At 56.6% G+C, this 18,110-nt stretch carries 11 protein-coding genes; 10 read left to right on the top strand and 1 reads right to left on the bottom strand.

Features of this window, described 5'->3' with window-relative positions; genetic code table 11:
* Positions 1–145 precede the first annotated feature (145 nt).
* Entirely contained in the window at positions 146–5,293 is a 5,148-nt protein-coding gene (locus K1558_RS21025; RefSeq protein WP_238653631.1) for a carbohydrate binding domain-containing protein, read from the top strand.
* 445 nt (positions 5,294–5,738) lie between these two features.
* Here the strand turns inward: K1558_RS21025 and K1558_RS21020 are convergent, their stop codons facing one another.
* Positions 5,739–6,293 (bottom strand): GbsR/MarR family transcriptional regulator, encoded by a 555-nt coding sequence (locus K1558_RS21020; RefSeq protein WP_238653630.1) that lies wholly within the window; start codon positions 6,291–6,293, stop codon positions 5,739–5,741.
* Between the two features lie 260 nt (positions 6,294–6,553).
* Here K1558_RS21020 and K1558_RS21015 point away from each other — a divergent pair, with 260 nt between their 5' ends.
* The 9 genes from K1558_RS21015 to K1558_RS20975 all read left to right on the top strand — a co-directional run bounded on the left by K1558_RS21015 (position 6,554) and on the right by K1558_RS20975 (position 18,077).
* Positions 6,554–7,753, top strand: a complete 1,200-nt coding sequence (locus K1558_RS21015) for a quaternary amine ABC transporter ATP-binding protein (RefSeq protein ID WP_238653629.1) — start codon at positions 6,554–6,556, stop codon at positions 7,751–7,753.
* Complete coding sequence (locus K1558_RS21010; RefSeq protein WP_238653628.1) at positions 7,750–8,586, top strand: ABC transporter permease; 837 nt, start codon at positions 7,750–7,752, stop codon at positions 8,584–8,586. The genes K1558_RS21015 and K1558_RS21010 overlap by 4 nt, the downstream gene beginning before the upstream one ends.
* A 16-nt stretch (positions 8,587–8,602) precedes the next feature.
* On the top strand, positions 8,603–9,493 hold the full coding sequence (locus K1558_RS21005; protein ID WP_238653627.1) for a glycine betaine ABC transporter substrate-binding protein: 891 nt from the start codon (positions 8,603–8,605) through the stop codon (positions 9,491–9,493).
* A gap of 216 nt (positions 9,494–9,709) precedes the next feature.
* Positions 9,710–10,324 (top strand): TVP38/TMEM64 family protein, encoded by a 615-nt coding sequence (locus K1558_RS21000; protein ID WP_238653626.1) that lies wholly within the window; start codon positions 9,710–9,712, stop codon positions 10,322–10,324.
* Positions 10,325–10,494: 170 nt separating this feature from the next.
* On the top strand, positions 10,495–11,793 hold the full coding sequence (yunB, locus tag K1558_RS33195) for a sporulation protein YunB (RefSeq protein ID WP_420800456.1): 1,299 nt from the start codon (positions 10,495–10,497) through the stop codon (positions 11,791–11,793).
* Positions 11,794–12,290: 497 nt separating this feature from the next.
* Positions 12,291–13,877: a response regulator transcription factor gene (locus tag K1558_RS20990; protein WP_238653625.1), complete on the top strand. Its 1,587-nt coding sequence runs from the start codon at positions 12,291–12,293 to the stop codon at positions 13,875–13,877.
* Entirely contained in the window at positions 13,874–15,640 is a 1,767-nt protein-coding gene (locus K1558_RS20985; RefSeq protein ID WP_238653624.1) for a sensor histidine kinase, read from the top strand. The genes K1558_RS20990 and K1558_RS20985 overlap by 4 nt, the downstream gene beginning before the upstream one ends.
* Positions 15,641–15,772: 132 nt before the next feature.
* Positions 15,773–17,176, top strand: a complete 1,404-nt coding sequence (locus K1558_RS20980) for an ABC transporter substrate-binding protein (RefSeq protein WP_238653623.1) — start codon at positions 15,773–15,775, stop codon at positions 17,174–17,176.
* A 13-nt stretch (positions 17,177–17,189) separates the two neighbouring features.
* Positions 17,190–18,077, top strand: a complete 888-nt coding sequence (locus K1558_RS20975) for a carbohydrate ABC transporter permease (RefSeq protein WP_238653622.1) — start codon at positions 17,190–17,192, stop codon at positions 18,075–18,077.
* Positions 18,078–18,110: the final 33 nt, after the last annotated feature.

Here is an 18,110-nt window from a genome sequence, read left to right as displayed (position 1 = left end):
ACTTGCCGAAACAAGTCAAAGGTTAATTGCATTGAGGAATTCGTGTTTTATCGACCGAAACCGATTTCGATTTGTCGATTTGAAGAAAAGGTATTCATGGGGTTGCGGTAGAACAAGGCAGAAAACTAGAGGAGGCATCTACCGAATGAAAAAGAATGTATCCGCATTGCTCGCAGCCGCAGTAATCGTGACCGGGCTGCTGTCGCCGCTGGGAAGCGGTGCGGCAGGTGCGCTGCCTGCTCAGGGCAGGCTGACAGCGGCAGCAGAAGCACCGGTATCGGGGAAGGACGGAAGTTCCGCTATTGGTAATTTGAAAGCGTTTACTGATGTGGGTGCGGGTCACTGGGCGGTCTCTGCCTTGCAGCGCTGGAGCCGCAGCGGGGTGCTCAACGGTTACGGGGACGGCAGCTTCCGGCCCGATCAGCAGGTCACCCGGGCGGAATTCGCCGCGATGATGAACCGCATATTCGGTTATAGGGAATTGGCGGCTGTTCTTCCGGCGGATGTTGCAGGCGCAGCCTGGTATAAGCAAGATATCGCGAAGGCGGTAGCTGCGGGATATCTGAGTGCTGGCGCGGATCAGCATATTCAGCCTGAAGCTTCTTTGAAGCGCGGGGAGGCGGCGGTGGCGCTGCAAAAGATTTTTCGGCTGGAGACCGGCAATTCGGCCAAAGCGGTGTACAGTGATCTTGCAGGCGCGGATAGTGAGGTCATCTCCGCAGCGGATGTGTTAACGGCAGCGGGTTATATGAAGGGTTACCCGGGAGGATTGTTCAAGCCGGACGGGAAAATTACGCGCGCTGAGCTGGCGAAGCTGGCCGATTCGCTGGTGCAGGGACTTCAGTCCTCCAGCGGGGAAGTGAAGCTGGGCACCGTGCAGGGGAATGTCGTGCTGAGCCATGAAGGCATCACCCTCCGGGACAGTGTTATCGAAGGGAACCTCTATCTGACCGAAGGCATCGGAGAGGGGGAGGTGCGGCTGGAGGGGGTGCAGGTGAAGGGCACTACCTATATCCGCGGCGGCGGTGAGCATAGTGTGAGCCTGGTGAACAGTACTCTTGGGCCTGTTCAGGTAGCGAAGCCCCGGGGTATCGTCCGCATCGTGGCCAGCGGAACGACAACCGCCGGAACCGTGCGGCTTGTCTCCGGCGCAATTCTTGAAGAGGGGGCGCTTACCGGGGAGGGATTCACCAATGTGATGCTCCCGGCCGGGGAGCATACGGTCACTATTATAGGCAATTACGGGGTAGTCTCCGCAGCTAATCCGGCAGCAGGCAGCCTTACACTGAACGTATCCGGCAAGCTGTCCAAGCTGATCTGGAGCACGCCCGGCAAGGTCGTGCTGATGAATCAGGCGCAGGTGGCGGAGCTGCTGCTCACCTCCGGTGCCAAGGGCACGGCGCTTACGGGCAGTGGAAGCTTCGGCAGCGTGCTGAACCAGGCGGAGGCTGTGACCGCCGGGGGCATGGCCCTGCTGCAGGGCAGCCGCAGCAATCTGAATCTGGCTTCGCCGCAGGCTGGCCTGCCGCCAGTGGTCTCAGGCGGGGGCGAGACGGCCACCGCTACACCGGAGCCAACGCCAGCGGCTACACCAGAGCCAACGCCGGTAGCAACACAAGAGCCGACACCCGAACCGACGCCAGCGGCCACGCCCGAGCCGACGCCAGTAGCCACGGCCGAGCCGACACCAGAGGCTACACCGACGCCGGAGCCGACGCCAGCGGCTACGCCGACACCAGAGCCGACGTCTACAATAGCCCCGACGCCGCAGCCGACCTCCACACCAACCACTGATCCGTGGACGCTCGTCTGGAATGATGAGTTCGATGACAATGTCATTGATCCTGCGAAGTGGACCTATGACCTGGGAGATGGCACGGTAGTCGGCAATCCGGGCTGGGGCAACAATGAGCTGGAGTATTACACCAATGATCCGAAGAATGTGAAGGAGCAGGACGGTAAACTGGTCATCACCGCACGTAAAGAGGCGATGGGCGGCAAGCCGTATACTTCCACAAGAATCAAGACCAACGGCTTGTACAGCAAAATGTACGGCAAGTTCGAGATCCGGGCGAAAGCACCGGCAGGCAAGGGGCTCTGGCCGGCGATCTGGATGCTGCCGGAGAACTATGTCTACGGCAACTGGGCGGCCTCCGGCGAGCTGGATATTATGGAAGGCTGGGGCAGCCGTCCGAATGTGGTCGCCGGAACGATTCACTATGGCTCCCAGTGGCCGGATAATGTCTATTCCGGCAAGGAATATGTGCTTCCGGGCGATTCCACCATTGAAGAGTTCCATACCTATTCGATTGAGTGGGAGCCGGGAGAGATCCGCTGGTATGTGGACGGAGTGCTGTATTCCACCAAGAATGACTGGTACAGCAAGAGCAACGGCCAGCCGGCGGTGAATGCTTATCCGGCACCGTTCAACCAGAAATTCCACCTGCTGATGAACCTGGCGGTAGGCGGCAACTTCGACGGCAACCCTACGGCGGAGACGGTCTTCCCAAGTTCGATGGAAATTGATTATGTCCGCATCTATGAGCTGACCGGACGCGAATACCGCCAGCCCGTGCCGGTAGAGATTGAGAAGGAGCCTTATCTGGAGGGGGCCAAGCAACCGCTCGAAGACGGCAACTTCATCTATAACAGCGGATTCACAGAGCAGGTGGCGGGCGATCCCGGGCTGGGCATCCCGAACACGGCCCACTGGGTGCTGTACAAGGACGAAGGTGCGGATGCAGCGCTGTCCCTGGAGCCCGTCGGCGGCAAGAACTTCCTGAAGGTAGATATCCGGAAGCCGGGCGGCAACACCTATTCGATTCAGCCGCAGGCGATTGTATCGCTGGCGAAGGGCAGATTCTACAAGCTGAGCTTCGATGCCAGAACGGATACGGCCCGCGAGCTGACCGCCCGGCTGACCGGCGGCGCACCGCTGGGCTTCCCGGCTTATTCTCCGGCGTTCAAGGCGGGACTGACGGGAGAGGTTCAGCATTTCGAGACGATGTTCCAGATGAAGGAGAACTCGGACAACGCTGCGCGGATTGAGTTCAACCTCGGAACCAATGCTTCGCCGGTATGGCTCGGCAATGCACGGCTGGAAGAGATCGACAGCATTCCCTTCGATCATGACAGCGCCAAGACGCCGCTCGGCAGCGGCAATCATCTCTACAACGGCAGCTTCGATCTGGGAGAACCCGACCGGATGAGCTATTGGCATATTGATGGCGCAGGCGCTGCGGAGGTCCATCCGGCCGTTGATGCTGACGGCCGCCTGAAGCTGGACATTGCAGGCACGGACGGCGGCAGCGGCGAGGTTACGCTGCTCCAGAAGGGGATCTTCCTGGTGCAGGGCCAGGATTATAAGCTGACCTTCGAGGCAGACAGCTCCTCTGCGCGGAGCGCAACGGTAGAACTGCGCAGCCATGACGGAACGCTGTATGCTTCGCAGCCGGTAGAGCTTAAGGCAGGCCATCAGGTGGCAGAGGTGGTCTTCAAGAACTTCCCGGGGGCAAGCGACCGGCTTGGACAGTTCGTGCTGAGCCTTAGCGGTGGCACCGGGACGGTGCTGCTGGACCAGTTCCTGCTCGTGCGCACCAGCTTCTATTATGATCCCGATCTCATCTATTATCCGCTGCTGAACGGCGATTTCAGCTTCGGGTTCAACAATTGGGAGCGGCTGCTGACTGAGGACGGCGGGCAGAGTTCGGCTGCCGTAGCAGACGGGGCAGCGAAATTCAGCATTACGAACACGGGGAATCAGCCGTATTCGGTCATGCTGTTCCAGAATAACCTGAAGAGCGCCGCCGGCTCGGATTATGTGGTTGAATTCGATGCCAGCGCCAGCGTAGCCCGGCAGATTAGCGTGAAGGCGGAGAATGCCAGCTACACCCCTTCCATGGATAAGACGGTGGAGCTGACACCGGAGATGCAGCATTACCGGTTCGAATTCCGGCAGGGGGCGAACGATATGCTCTCGCTGAAATTCCTGCTTGGCAAGGTGGGCGGGGTGAGCGTTCCGCAGAGTCATGACATTGTGATCGATAATGTGAGATTCGAGATCAAGGATGCCCCGGCGAAGCCGCAGGAGCTGGCTCCTGACCATACCGGCAACCGGGTGTCGCAGCCGATAGAGCTGACCTTCATGGAGAAGGCCGAGTGGTCGGACCATATTAAGGCGGTGAAGGTGAACGGGACTGTACTGGAGCCTGAACTGTACACGGTGAAGCCTGGTGTCATTACGATTCAGGCGGCGGCTTTTCCGGCAGAAGGAAGCTACAGCATTATTGTAGAGGCTGAAGGGTATGTCAGCGCGCGGGTGGTTCAGACCATATTGGCCAATGATGACAATCTGGTCATCAACGGTTCATTCTCCAGCGGCAGCACAGGCTGGTCTACCTGGTCCGGTGAAGGCGGAGCTTCGTCCTTCCAAGTGGTCGACGGAGTAGCAGAGGTGTTGATTACGGCGGCCGGATCACAAGCCTGGCACACCCAGCTCTATCAGGAGAAGATTCCGCTGGAAGCCGGCCGAACGTATGAGCTAAGCTTCAAAGCGAAGTCCACGGTTCCCCGGCAGATTGTTGTAGAATACAGTGGAACCTCTGCCCAGGCGGCGCAGGCAAAGTTCGATATCACGGCCACTTGGGCAACCTACAGCACACAGTTCACCGTTACGAACGATAATCCGCTGAAGCTGAATTACCTGATCGGAGCGACCATGGGTGAGGATAAGACGGCCAATCATACGCCGCATACGATCTCTCTAGACGATATAGCAGTCCGTGAGGTGACGGGCGGTCCGGTCACTCCTCCGGCCAGCGGCAAGCTGGAGAACGGTACGTTCGATGCCGAGCCGGCACTTAAGGGCTGGACCCAGTATTTCGAGGCTGCAGGCAGTGCCGCCGTGAAGTCCGGCGAACTCGAAGTCTCACTGAACTTCACGGGCTCGGCCAACTACGCTGCCCAGGTTGATTACAGAGATCTGAAGCTGACCGAAGGCACAAGCTACACCCTGTCCTTCAGCGCCCGCTCGGATATTAATCGCCTGATTGAAGTGGCGGTGGAGCATTTCGGAGGGGATTACACGAAGTATCTCCCTGCAACCGCTGTGGCGTTAACGGGCGACATGCAGCGCTTCAGCTACACCTTCACCATGGACGGCGGAACGGATGCAGGCGCTCATCTGGTCTTCCTGCTGGGCCTGAATCCCGGCAACAGTACAGAGACGAATGCCGCTATCGAAGCAGGCAATCATATCTATATCGATAATGTAAGTCTCACAGAGAATCTGTAAGTCTATGCCATCCGGCAGCATATTCCGATATGCCCGCCACATAGGATAAAAGAACGGCCGCGTTCCTTGAGTTCAAGGGGCGCGGCCGTTCTGATATTTGTAGGGAAACTATAATTCCCCTGTTAGAGCATCATTTCGACCAAATGTATGTGGAAAACAGCATACATTATGCTCAAACGCAGGCGCTGGCCCGAATGTATGTGGAAAACAGCATACATTTGCTAGCGAGCGGGTGTCCAGAATAGGTAGTTCCATTTCCCGCTTAAACAGCGGAGAGAACGGAACAACGGTCCTTTCAAGCAGCGTCCACCCAAGTGCTCACGTTAATCCTACTCCTCAATTCCACCAACTCCAAAAATAAAAGGCTGCCCCAAGCGCCGTTTCATGGCTTTTGGTGACAGCCTTTTCAGCTTGAGCGGAATAGGATGAACGTCTATGTCTATGATTATTCCTTAGGGATAAATTCAAAAATTCTGCCGGTTTCCAGCGCTTCAATCAGCTTCAGCAGCCAGCGGTAATATTTGACCGCTTCCTCAATCTTGACCTCATCGGTCTGAAGCAGGCGCACCAGCTCAGGCTCGTCCGCATAATCCGTTCTCATCTGCCGGATCTCGGCCAGCGATTTGTTAAGGGCGCTCATATTCCCTTCCACTGCTTTTCTCCATTTAATAGAGAAGTAGTCGCTGAAGTTCTGGTGCCAGTCGGGAACCACCTCGAACAGATCCTTGCGGGTGCCCTTGCCCCAGACTTTGTCGATCATCTTCAGATCCATCAGTGTGCGGACTCCGGTGCTCATGGAAGTCTTGCTCATCCCCATCGTACTGCTCAGCTCATCCAGCGTAACCGGACCCTCGTTGAAGTACATATAACCGTAGAGATGTCCGATGGACAAGGTGATGCCGTACAGATCCATATTTTTGCCGATCGAATCAATGACCCGTTCCCGGACCTTTCTGATCTTGGCTATTTGTTCGGGCGGAAGCCCCTCTAAATCATTCATGATGTCCCTCCTGAGGAATAAGGCTGACAGGCTTACATGCCTCTCCTACTGTATTGTAATCAAATCCCCATCCAGAAGTAAAGAATTCATCAGGAACGTAATTTGGCGTAAAACAGAGTATTCTATACGTAAAGTACGTAAAGTTAAAACTGTACACTAAATTTTTAGCGTATATGCGCTTTGCGTCTCTTTTCGTAAGTCCATTACACTAGGTCAGTAGCATCAGGCGCGAAAGTCTAAAGATAGAGAAGGAGGTCACTATGCCAATTATAGAGGTGAAACAATTAACCAAAGTATTCGGTAATGATCCGGCACGGGCGCTTTCCTTATTAGAGCAAGGCTGGTCCAAGGAGAAAATTGCCCGTGAAGCCAAGCTGACCGTTGGCGTGAATAAGGCTGAGTTCAGTATTGAAGAAGGAGAAATCTTCGTCATTATGGGCTTGTCTGGCAGTGGAAAATCTACGCTCGTCCGTCTATTGAACCGGCTGATTGAGCCTACCGGAGGCCAGGTGCTGTTCAAGGGCCAGGATGTTGTGAAGATGAATGCGGAGCAGCTCCGGGAGTTCCGGCGCAAGAATATCGGCATGGTCTTTCAAAAGTTCGCACTGTTCCCGCACCGCACGGTGCTGGCCAACGCAGAATACGGTCTGGAGGTTCAGGGTGTGGAGAAAAGCAAGCGGACGAAGCTTGCGATGGAGGCACTTGAACTGGTCGGCCTCAAAGGCTGGGAGAATCACCGCCCGGACCAGCTGAGCGGCGGGATGCAGCAGCGTGTCGGTCTGGCGCGCGGTCTGGCGAATGATCCTGACATTCTGCTGATGGATGAAGCCTTCAGTGCGCTGGATCCGCTGATCCGCAAGGATATGCAGCAGGAGCTGCTGGAGCTGCAGTCCAGAGTGAAGAAGACGATTGTATTCATCACGCATGATCTGGATGAGGCACTGCGGATCGGGGACCGGATTGCCCTGATGAAGGACGGGGTCGTGGTGCAGATCGGAACGCCGGAAGAAATTCTCATTCAGCCTGCCAACAAATATGTGGAGCGCTTCGTGGAGGATGTCGATCTGTCAAAGGTGCTGACCGCTTCGCATGTCATGCTCCAGCCGGAGATGATCCGCCCGGAACGCGGTCCCCGGGTAGCCCTGCAGCTGATGCGGGACAGCGGGGTGTCCAGCCTGTATGTGGCGGATAATGAGATGCGCCTGCAAGGTCTGCTTACGGCGGATAATGCGTCTCAGGCCCTGAAGGAGAACCGCAGCATTCTGGACGTAATGCAGCGTGAGATTCCCCAGGTGTCTCCGGATACCCTGCTCAATGATCTGTTCGAGCTGATGTCGGAGACCCATCTGCCGGTTGCTGTCGTGGATGAGGGCAACAAGCTGAAGGGCATTGTAATCAAAGGAGCCGTATTGTCAGCACTGGCCGGCAATGCCGTTCCGGAAGGAGGAACAGGTTCATGAATCTACCCAAAATACCGCTCGGCAAGGGCGTAGAATGGATCGAAGACTGGCTGACCGCCTACTTCGGACCGGTGTTCAAATTCATCCACACCGTAATTGGCGGAATGGTGAGCGGAATTGAGACGGCACTGAACTTCCTGCCGGCAATTGTGCTGACCCTTCTGATTGCCGCACTGGCTTATTGGATCGGCAAATGGCGGATGGCATTGTTCGCAGTGGTCGGACTGCTGCTGATTGATAACCTGGGGTTATGGGGGCCTTCGATGCAGTCGCTGGCCTTGGTGCTGACAGCATCTCTGCTGGCAGTCATTATTGGGGTTCCGCTCGGTGTGCTCTGTGCCCAGAGCCGGACCTTCCAGAATATCGCCACCCCTGTGCTGGACTTCATGCAGACGATGCCGGCCTTCGTCTATCTGCTGCCGGCTGTCTCGTTCTTCTCACTGGGCGTGGTTCCCGGAGTTATTGCTTCTATTATATTTGCGATTCCGCCAACGATAAGGCTTACGAACCTGGGGATTCGTCAGGTCTCGCCGGAGCTGGTGGAGGCAGCGGATGCCTTCGGCTCTACTGCCGGGCAGAAGCTGTTCAAGCTGCAGCTGCCCATCGCGCTGCCGACCATTATGGCCGGAATTAACCAGACGATTATGCTGTCGCTGTCGATGGTCGTCATCTCGTCCATGATTGGCGCCCAGGGGGTCGGAGTCTATGTGTACCGTGCGGTCTCGCAGGCCAAGACCGGTGCGGGCTTCGAGGCGGGTATTGCGATTGTCATTATTGCCATCCTGCTGGACCGTCTGACCCAGAAGCTGTTCAAGGCCAAACAACAAGGATAAGGAGTGTATGAACATTATGAACACAAGTAAACTGATGAAACGCCGTCCGCTGGTATGGTTGATGCTGCTGCTGGCTGTAGTCCTGGTAGCTGGATGCTCGTCCGATAAAGGCGGCACGGTGAAGCTGGCCTATGTGGCCTGGGACTCGGAAATTGCCAGTACCAATGTAGTGAAGGAAGTGCTTGAATCGAAGCTCGGCGTTAAGGTCGAGATGCTGCAGGTGGATGCCGGACCGATGTGGGCAGGGATTGCCGACGGAAGCGCAGATGCGATGGTAGCCGCCTGGCTGCCCAGCACCCATGCCTCTTATCTGGAGAGATACGGCAAGGATATAGAGGATGTAGGAGTGAACCTGGATGGAACGAAGACCGGTCTGGCCGTTCCGGCCTATATGGACATTAACTCGATCGATGATCTGAAGAATGCCGATGTGGCCTCTTCGCTCAATAAGACGATTATCGGGATTGAGCCGGGTGCAGGCATTATGTCGGCTACCGAGAAGGCGCTGGAGACCTACGGCTTAAGCGACTATACGCTGCTGGAGAGCTCGTCGGCGGCGATGGCACAGGAGCTGCAGAAGGCTTTTGACAAGAATGAACCGATTGTGGTCACCGGCTGGACTCCGCACTGGATGTTCGCCAACATGGACCTGAAGTATCTGGATGACCCCCAGAATGTATACGGCGGAGCCGAGCAGATCCACACCATGGCCCGCAAGGGGCTTCAGGAGGATATGCCTGATGTGCACAAGTTCCTGAGCCAATTCAAGTGGACTGCAGAGGATATGGAACAGGTGATGGTCAAGATTCAGGGCGGACAATCGCCGGAGGAAGCGGCCAAAGAGTGGGTAGAGAGCAACGAAGCCAAGGTGAATGAATGGACTGCCGGTGTTTCTTCCAAAGAATAAATAGGACGGCCAGGCGGCTGGCAGCAGAAGCGGATGTGTGCTATGATGAAGGAATAATAGCTACAATTTTGTAACCAACGGGCCCATCATTTAACTTCATACGCATATCGTACGCAAGTCATTTCTTGAACACCCCGGAAGGGGTGTTTTTCTGCAAGAGTGACAGGATGTGTACAGAATCGGCTGCTGCAAGGAGTCAGGAAAGGAGAGAGCTCCATGACCGAGACCATCAACGCCTGGATCGACTGGCTGCTGCAGAGCCTTGGACTTAGCGGCCCTTACATTGTATTCGCCACCTTTCCGCTTACTATCCTGCAGAGCTTGTTCGGATTCTTCCCCCTCGCGGTGCTGATTGTGCTTCATGTCTCTGTGTTTGAGATTATTGGCGGGATGGCAGTAAGCTGGATTGCCTGCAATGTAGCGGCGGTGCTGGTCTATTATCTGTTCCGGCGGTATCTCTTCGACTGGTTCGACCGGAAGTGGGGATACAGGCTCAAGAAGTATGACAAATGGCAGGTCTACCTGGACCGCTACGGTATCTGGACACTGGTGCTGCTGCGTACGGTCCCGATTGTGCCGAGCAATATCATCAATCTGATGTCGGCGGTGTCTTCCATGAAGCCTGCGGCTTACATCTGGGGCACGGTGCTGGGCAATCTGTCCTTCATCTGGCTGTTCGGTACCATCAGCTCCTCGCTGATCGTGCCGCGTGAGGACTGGAACGGTTTTCTGCTGTGGTACGGGGTGTTTATGCTGATTCTGCTCGCCGTCTTTGTCCGCCTGCACTGGGGGCATCTCCAGGAGGATAAGCGCAAGCGGATGGGACATTAGAAGAACGTTGCTGCGGCGGATGTCGCGGGGATGTTCTTTTTTTTGCAACAATCCTGCTCCATAATCAAAGCGATAGCCCCACTTTTTGTGGGGTTATTTCGTGCGGGCGCTGAATAGGTTAGTAGTACAGGGCGGCTTGACCGCCGGAATGTCGGGAGGGACGGCAGGGCATGGGCAGAATCAGAAAATGGGGAAACCGGAAAGCAGGCTTGCCGCTGCTTAGCCGTCTCCGGCTGCCGAGACTGGGCTTCAGCGGTCTTGGGGGGACGGGCGGACGGCGGTTCAAGGCCAGACCGTCCCGTGCCGGACTCCGGCCGCCGGGCGGGAGCGCCAGATTCGAGGCGAAGCCGTCCCGGACTGGAGCGGGGGCAGGGGCGTCCGGCTGGGGCTGGGGGCGGAGCGCCCGGTTCGTGGCGAAGCCCTCCAGGTCCGGTGTCCGGCTGAGCGGCAGCGGAGCGGGTTACGAAGCGGCCAGGCCGTCCGGAACGGCGAAGGGTGCTCCGGGACACCGGGTTTGGCGGAAGGCCGGGCGGACTGGCGGCGGCCGCTTCCGCCTGTTCGGGAGCCGGTCGGGGTCCGGGCAGCGGCCGGAGGCGGCGGGCGGAGTAGGTCGGAGGCCGCGCAGACGGGCCAGGTTCTGGATCATCCTGAGCCTGCTCCTGATGCTGGCCGTGCTCCAGGGGCTGCGTTATGTCGAGAAGCATCTGAAGCCGCCGATTACCCACCTCGCCCAGATCCGGGTGAAGCAGATTGCGACGGAATCCATTAACAAGGCGATTACATCCCAAGTAGCGGATGGCGGGAACGCGGAGGCGCTGATCGACTGGAAGACGGATAAGAACGGTAAAATCTCCGGCTTCATGCTCAATTACAAGGAGCATATGCGGATCACCTCGCAGGCCGCCGAGGTCATTCAGTCCACCCTGCAGGAATTGCATAACCGGACGGAGCATATTCCGCTCGGCCAGGCGCTCGGCAGCCCGCTGGTTGCCTCCTATGGACCGGACATTCCGGTCAAGGTCGAGCCGCAGGGTGCGGTCAAGGTCGAGCTGAATACCCGGCAGAAGAATGCCGGCATCAATATGATCCTCGTTGAGGTCTATATTCATATCGTGACTGAGGTCGCCGTCGTGGTCCCGTTCGATATGGAACCGCAGGTGGTGGACACCGAGATCCCGGTCTCCTACCTGATGGTCGTCGGCGATGTTCCGATGTACTACTACGACAACCAGGGCAAGCCGGTCGGCGAGAACGGCAGCAACGCTCCGGGCATCGCCATCCCGGCCCCTTCGCTGAACACCGAGAAGGGTAGCTCAGGCACGGAAGGCACGCCTTCAGGCGGCAGCGGCTCCGTCCCCGCCGGATCAGGCGGAATTGCGGGCAGCGGGGAGAGCCCCGCGCCAGCCGGCGGCAATAATGCGCCGGATGCAGGAAGCGGAGGCGGAGATGCGGGGGACGGCTCGGAGTAGGAAAGGGCCGCGGACAAGGTTGGGATAAGAGAGAAGAGAAACAGGGGAATAGTGAAAGAGTGAAATAGTAGGAAGGCAGACAGGGAGACAGTTAAGCAGATAAGCAGATAAGCAGATAAACAGATAAACAGATAACCGGGTAATCAGACAAGAGAGAACTAGATAACCAAGGAAAAGGACTCCGGCAGTCATCAGATGGCTGAATGGGAGTCCCTTTTTTATTGTGCCGGACGGGTTGCTACGAGTTAGTGCGGATGAAGTGTGGATAAGTTGGCAGTCTGCCGGGCGGTGAGGTCGATGGATGGTGAGAGAGAAGCAGGTGGATTTAGGGCACTTGTTAATGGACGAATGGCGGTTTCCTGGTGCGGCCGGGCCAACCTAATCCAAATCCACCTTTCCAATATGAATCCACTAGGAATGAACCGGGATGGCTTCTATAATAAGGGCAACGCTGCGGCTGACAGCGGCTGTAAGCCAATCTTGGGGAGCTGAGCATAATGAGAATATTGATCGTGGATGATGAGCCCAGACATCTTAGAGGGATGGTCAATCTGATCGGACGCCTGCGGCCGGAGGATCAGGTGGAGGCGGTGAAGGATGGCCTGTCCGCGATGGCTTGGGCAAAAGCGCACCAGCCGGACGCCATATTCACCGATATCCGCATGCCCGGCATGGACGGACTTGAATTTCTGGAGCAGCTGAAGACCGAGCGACTCCGCACCAGGGTTGTAATGGTATCCGCTTACAATCTGTTCGAGTATGCGCAGAAGGCGGTACGCCACGGCGCTTATGATTACCTGCTGAAGCCGGTGGATATCCAAAAGGTCTCTGAGGTGTTAAGCCGGATCGACCAGCTGTTAACCGCTGAACAGGAGCGGCGCCGGGAAGAAGAGGAATTGCAGCAGCGGCTTGCGCTGGCTTCCTCCGAGAATTTGAACCGGCTAATGCTGTCCTGGCTGAACGGAAGCGCCGCCCCGGAGGAGCTGGAGGAGCTGAAGCGGCATGAGTGGCTGAAGGAGGGCGGGGCTATCGTGTACTCGGAGCTGAAAGGCTGCGGTGACAGCCCGGACAGCGCCGCCTTCATCCGCGCTCTGGAGCAGGCTTGGAATCAGTGGGGCAGATCCATAACGGTTCCCCTGAACAGGATACCGGAGGATGGCCTGCTGTCCGCCGTTACTCTGGTGGAGCAGCCCCGGCTGACCCGGGAGACCCGCGAGGAGGCGGGGGCGATTGCCCAGGCGCTCGGGGCGGAGTGTGCGGGTGCAGGGCAGCTGGTCCACACCATCGGGCCACACTGCCGTTCCCTCCTGACTGAAGCACCGGATTCCTATCTGGCCGCCCGGACGGTGAACAGCTACAACTTTTACGATTTCCGGCAGGGGCTGCTGTTCGCAGATGAGTGGATGGCCGCCCCGGCGGTCCTTGCTGCGGATTGGAGCAAGCTGTATGCGGCGCTGTACACAGATGATGCCGCGCTGGTTCAGAAAGCTTGCGCGGAGGAGGTCGAACGGCTGTCATGCGGCGGGCGGACCCGCCCGGTACTGCTGAAGGAGCAGGCCTCGCTGATGCTGCTTCAGGTCCGCAGTGACCATCAGGAGCTCCTGGGCAAAAAGGCCGGGCAGCTCCTGACCGATACGGCCACGCTGCTGATCCGTTCATGCAGCGCTTACAGCGGACTGGTCTCCCAGCTGGGGCAGGCCCTCCGCGAAGCGCATCGGGCCTTAACCGTAGCCCGGCAGAATCAGGGCGAGAGCATGATCGCTGAATGCCTAAGCTGGATACAGCGGCATATGAAGGAGGAGCTTACGCTGGAGCGGGCAGCGGAGCATTTCCACTTCAATCCCTCCTATTTCAGTACGCTGATCAAAGGGAGAACCGGCACCACCTTCTCCGAGCATGTGACGGCAGCCCGGATGAAGCGGGCCAAGGCACTGCTTGCCGAGCCGCAGCAGCGGATATACGAGATTGCGCAGGAATGCGGGTTTCAGGATACCAAATATTTTTGCCGCGTGTTTAAGAAGTCTTACGGCCTGTCGCCCAAGGCCTACCAGCAGGCACTCTCCCAAAGGAAGCGGGAAGCATGAGGATTACCTTTCGTTACCGGCTGCTGGCCAGCTACATCCTGCTGATTGCGATTCCCCTGCTTGTATTGGGCGCGTTGTTCTACCGGACCAGCCTGAAGATCATTACGGAGCAGGCCCAGAAGAATGTGTATGAGATTGTCAAAAAGAGCAATGAGGTTATGGATACGAAGCTGCGGATCATCGACCAGAACAGCATGTCCTTATTTCTCGATAAGGATCTGTTCCGTATCTTCAGCCAGCTTGATCCCGCCAACCCGGCAGAGTTGTTCTCAGCGGACCGGCAGGTGACGGCTGTACTGGGCAAGACCTTTTCACAGAATCAGGATATCTATGCCTATCAGTTGTGGACCTCCTATTTCACCTTCGGACAGACGTTGCCCCAAGGAGAGCCCACTCAATCGGAGATTGACCGGATGGCCCGGCAGGCAGGGGGCAAGCTGGTGTGGGTGCCCACATACGACTTCGTAACCATGTTCAATCAGCCGTACCTGCAGGAAGGCAATCTGGAATTCCGCTATCTGTTCTCGGCCGCACGCCTGCTTGACTTCACCTATCTGGGCAATACCAGGCTTGCCAAAATGGATGCCGGCGTGGAACGTCCTGTACTTGTCATCAGCTTCAAATCTGAGGTGCTGAATTCCTTGTATGCTGACAGCATTCCGCGAGGCTCGCATTATATGTTGCTTGATCCGCAAGGCAGAGTGGTCGCCGGCAGTGAGCCGGGGACGGCTGCGCAGACGAACAGGGAAGCATGGCTGGACGAGCTGCAGCAGGAGAACAGCGGGGCGCGGCGGATGAAGCTGAACGGCGAAGTGTTCATCGTCTGCTTCGACCGTTCGGAGGTCACCGGATGGCTGTCGGTGGTGTGGATGCCGGAGGCGGGGCTGGTGAGCAGCTTCGTGCCGGTGATTCGTACGTCCCTTACGGTTCTGGCGGTAGTCATGGGGATCGTGGCTATGAGCTTCGCCTTCTTCATGGCCGGCAAAATCACCAAGCCGATTAAGCGGCTGTTAAGTGCGATGAGGTCGGTCGCTGAGGGAGATTTTCAGACCCGCGTGGAGGTGGTGGGCCATGATGAATTTGGCATCCTGACGCAGCGCTTTAACCGGATGAATGACCGGATTCACCTGCTGGTGACGGAGAATTACGAGATCAGGCTGAAGGAGAAGGAGGCCGAGATTCAGGCGCTGAACATGCAGATGCATCCGCATTTCCTCTACAATACGCTGAATGTGATGAACTGGACGGCGATTGAAAATGATCAGCAGGAGCTTAGCCGGATGCTGGTCTGCCTGTCAAGTATGCTGCACTATACCTCCAGGAAGACCTGGGCCGCCGTGCCGTTGTCCGAAGAGATGAACTGGATGGAGAATTATTTCTATATTATGTCGATTCGTTTCGAGGACAAATTCACCGTCGAGTACGCTATGGACCCCTCTCTTATGGAGACCGAGGTGCCGAGGCTGCTGTTCCAGCCGTTTGTAGAGAATGCGATTCTGCACGGCTTCGACCAGACGGGATCGGGCGGCGTCATCCGTATCCGCGGCTGGCTGGAGGGGGCGGCACGGTATTTCGAGGTGGAGGACAACGGACGCGGCATGAGCCGGGAGACGGTAGACGCGATTCTGCACCATAAGTCTGCTTCGGTGGGCATTAAGAATACCATTGACCGGATTCAGATGACCTACGGGAGCGAGTATGGAATCTCGATCCTCTCTTCGCCGGGACAGGGAACCAGGGTGCGTATCACGCTGCCGCAGTAAGCCCAATCCCAGTCCACCAATCCAAAGAGATTAGGGTTATGTAAGCGCTAACTAATATTTTATACTAAAAGCACATCATAGACTGCAGCTATGATCCGGTCTCAACTTAAGAATGGAGAGGGGCTCAGAAATATGTTGCAACCCAAGAAACCGGTCTTCCTGGCCATGGCTCTGGTGCTGATGCTTGCCGCTGTGTTGTCTGCCTGCTCTAACGCCAATACTGCCGATCCCGGGGCTTCCGCGTCTTCGGGGAATGCCGGAGCGAAGGAAAATATTAAGCTGCGCATGACCGTCTGGGGCTCACCGGAGGAAGTGGCTCCTTACAAAAAGGCCATCCAGAATTTCGAGTCCAAGCATCCGAACGTCAAGGTTGAGCTTCAGCATATTGCCGCTGATTATGACACCAAGCTGACCACGATGGTTGCCGGCAATGATGTGCCTGACATCGCGATGATGGAGTCGGGTACGATTGCTTTTCCGATGGCGGAGCAGGGCAAATTCTATAATCTTCAGGAATTCCTCGATAAGGATACCGAGATCAGTCCCGATACGCTGGTTCCTAATATCACCTATTCCCTGGAGCCGGGCAATGTGATCGGAATCGGGCCTGGGCCCGAATCGTTCGGCTTATTTTACAATGAGGATATCTTCAAGGACGCCGGCATTGCGCCTCCCCCGTCGAATGTGGCCGATGCCTGGACCTGGGATGAATTCGTTGAGGTGGCCAAAAAGCTGACGGTGGATACCAATGGCAAAACAGCGGCTGACCCGGACTTCGATCCTAAAAAAATCAAGCAATATGGCGTAAATATCTCCACCTGGTGGGGGGTGTACAGTAACTTCATCTATTCTAACGGCGGGGATTTCATCTCGGCAGACGGCAAAACCTTCGGGCTGAACCAGCCGGAGGCGGTGGAGGCGCTCCAGAAAATATCCGACCTGATGAATGTCCACCATGTCTCTCCTTCACCAGTGCAGTCCAAAAACATTCCGTCGACCAATGTGGCGCTTCAGACCAAAAAAGTAGCGATGACGGTAGACGGGCAATGGGCCAGTGCAGCTCTCGCCCAATCCAAGTTCAATTTCAATGTCGGGGTTATGCCTGTGATGAAGGAGCCGGTGACTACCGTCGTCTGCGGGATGTTCTCCATCTTCAAATCCTCCAAGCATCCCCAGGAGGCCTGGGAGCTGCTGAAGGCACTGCTTGATCCTGAAGCCTCCATTGACATGCTTACAGCGGGGACCTGGATGCCGGCTCCCAAGGACTGGTATACCGATCCTGCACTTCTGGCCAAATGGACGGAGAATCTGGACGCCAGACCGTCCGGCTATAAGGAAGCCATTGTCGATGTGATTCTGACCAAGGGGCATCAGACCCCGACCGGCTATGTGAAGAATTTCAACAATATTATGGATCTGGTCAATCCTGCGCTGGATAAGGTGTGGCTCGGACAGCAGACGTCTCAGGAAGCGATGGACTCGATTGCGCAGAAGGCTCAGGCCCAGATTAAGGGGCGGCGCGATATCAAGGAATAGACTGGAGGCCGGTATGCGAAAAGGAATGTTCTACGGGCTGCTGTTCACGGCCCCCGCCATCCTCGGGTTTGCCATCTTCACGCTGGGGCCGATGATCGCCAGTCTGGTGCTTAGCCTGACCAACTATAATGTATTCAAGGAACAGACTGCTTTTACCGGTCTGGACCATTACATTCAGCTATTCTCAGGCAAGGATGAGCTGTTCTATAAATCGCTGGGAATCACCTTTTATTTCGTCTTATTGCGTGTGCCTGCGGTCATTCTGATCTCCTTCGGCATCGCGCTGCTGCTGAATCTCAACGTCAAGGGAAGGGCGATCTTCCGCACGATCATCTACCTTCCGAGTATCGTTCCGGCAGTCGCCTCGGCGATGATCTGGATGTGGCTGCTTAACCCCGACCTCGGCCTGATCAACTCGCTGCTGAGCCGTCTGCATCTGCCGACCAGCAATTGGCTATACGGGGAGAGCAGTGTCATTCCATCGGTAGTGCTGACCACATTATGGGGCATCGGGAGCACCGTGATTATCTTCCTCGCCGGCTTGTCCGGCATTCCCCGGCAGTATTACGAGGCGATTGAGGTGGACGGGGGCGGCTGGCTGCACAAGCTGAGCCATGTGACCATTCCGATGGTCACGCCCACTATTTTTTTCAATACGATCATGACGATTATCGGGTCCTTCCAGGTATTCAATGAAGCGTATATTCTGACGCAAGGCGGGCCGAATAATCAGAGTCTGTTCTATGTCTTCTATCTGTGGAGAACGGGCTTCCGGGATGCCGAGATGGGCTATGCGTCTGCGCTGGCCTGGGTGCTGTTCCTCATCATTCTGTTCTTCACCTTCATCGTCTTCAGAACCTCGAAGTCATGGGTGTATTACGAAGGGGGGGACCGCGCTTGAGGCCATCGAAGCTGTCACTTGCCGCAGGCTACG

Source organism: Paenibacillus piscarius, assembly GCF_022234545.1.
Taxonomy (GTDB): domain Bacteria; phylum Bacillota; class Bacilli; order Paenibacillales; family Paenibacillaceae; genus Paenibacillus_AQ; species Paenibacillus_AQ piscarius.
Note: the sequence above shows the minus strand (reverse complement) of the source record. Positions and strands in the feature narration are given on the sequence as shown.

Excerpts from the sequence above, each read along its gene's own strand:
- K1558_RS21000 (WP_238653626.1), top strand. The coding sequence starts at position 9,710 with ATGACCGAGACCATCAACGCCTGGATCGACTGGCTGCTGCAGAGCCTT.
- K1558_RS20985 (WP_238653624.1), top strand. The coding sequence starts at position 13,874 with ATGAGGATTACCTTTCGTTACCGGCTGCTGGCCAGCTACATCCTGCTG.
- K1558_RS21005 (WP_238653627.1), top strand. The coding sequence starts at position 8,603 with ATGAACACAAGTAAACTGATGAAACGCCGTCCGCTGGTATGGTTGATG.
- K1558_RS20975 (WP_238653622.1), top strand. The coding sequence starts at position 17,190 with ATGCGAAAAGGAATGTTCTACGGGCTGCTGTTCACGGCCCCCGCCATC.
- K1558_RS20990 (WP_238653625.1), top strand. The coding sequence starts at position 12,291 with ATGAGAATATTGATCGTGGATGATGAGCCCAGACATCTTAGAGGGATG.
- K1558_RS21020 (WP_238653630.1), bottom strand. The coding sequence starts at position 6,293 with ATGAATGATTTAGAGGGGCTTCCGCCCGAACAAATAGCCAAGATCAGA.
- K1558_RS21010 (WP_238653628.1), top strand. The coding sequence starts at position 7,750 with ATGAATCTACCCAAAATACCGCTCGGCAAGGGCGTAGAATGGATCGAA.
- K1558_RS20980 (WP_238653623.1), top strand. The coding sequence starts at position 15,773 with ATGTTGCAACCCAAGAAACCGGTCTTCCTGGCCATGGCTCTGGTGCTG.
- yunB (WP_420800456.1), top strand. The coding sequence starts at position 10,495 with ATGGGCAGAATCAGAAAATGGGGAAACCGGAAAGCAGGCTTGCCGCTG.
- K1558_RS21015 (WP_238653629.1), top strand. The coding sequence starts at position 6,554 with ATGCCAATTATAGAGGTGAAACAATTAACCAAAGTATTCGGTAATGAT.
- K1558_RS21025 (WP_238653631.1), top strand. The coding sequence starts at position 146 with ATGAAAAAGAATGTATCCGCATTGCTCGCAGCCGCAGTAATCGTGACC.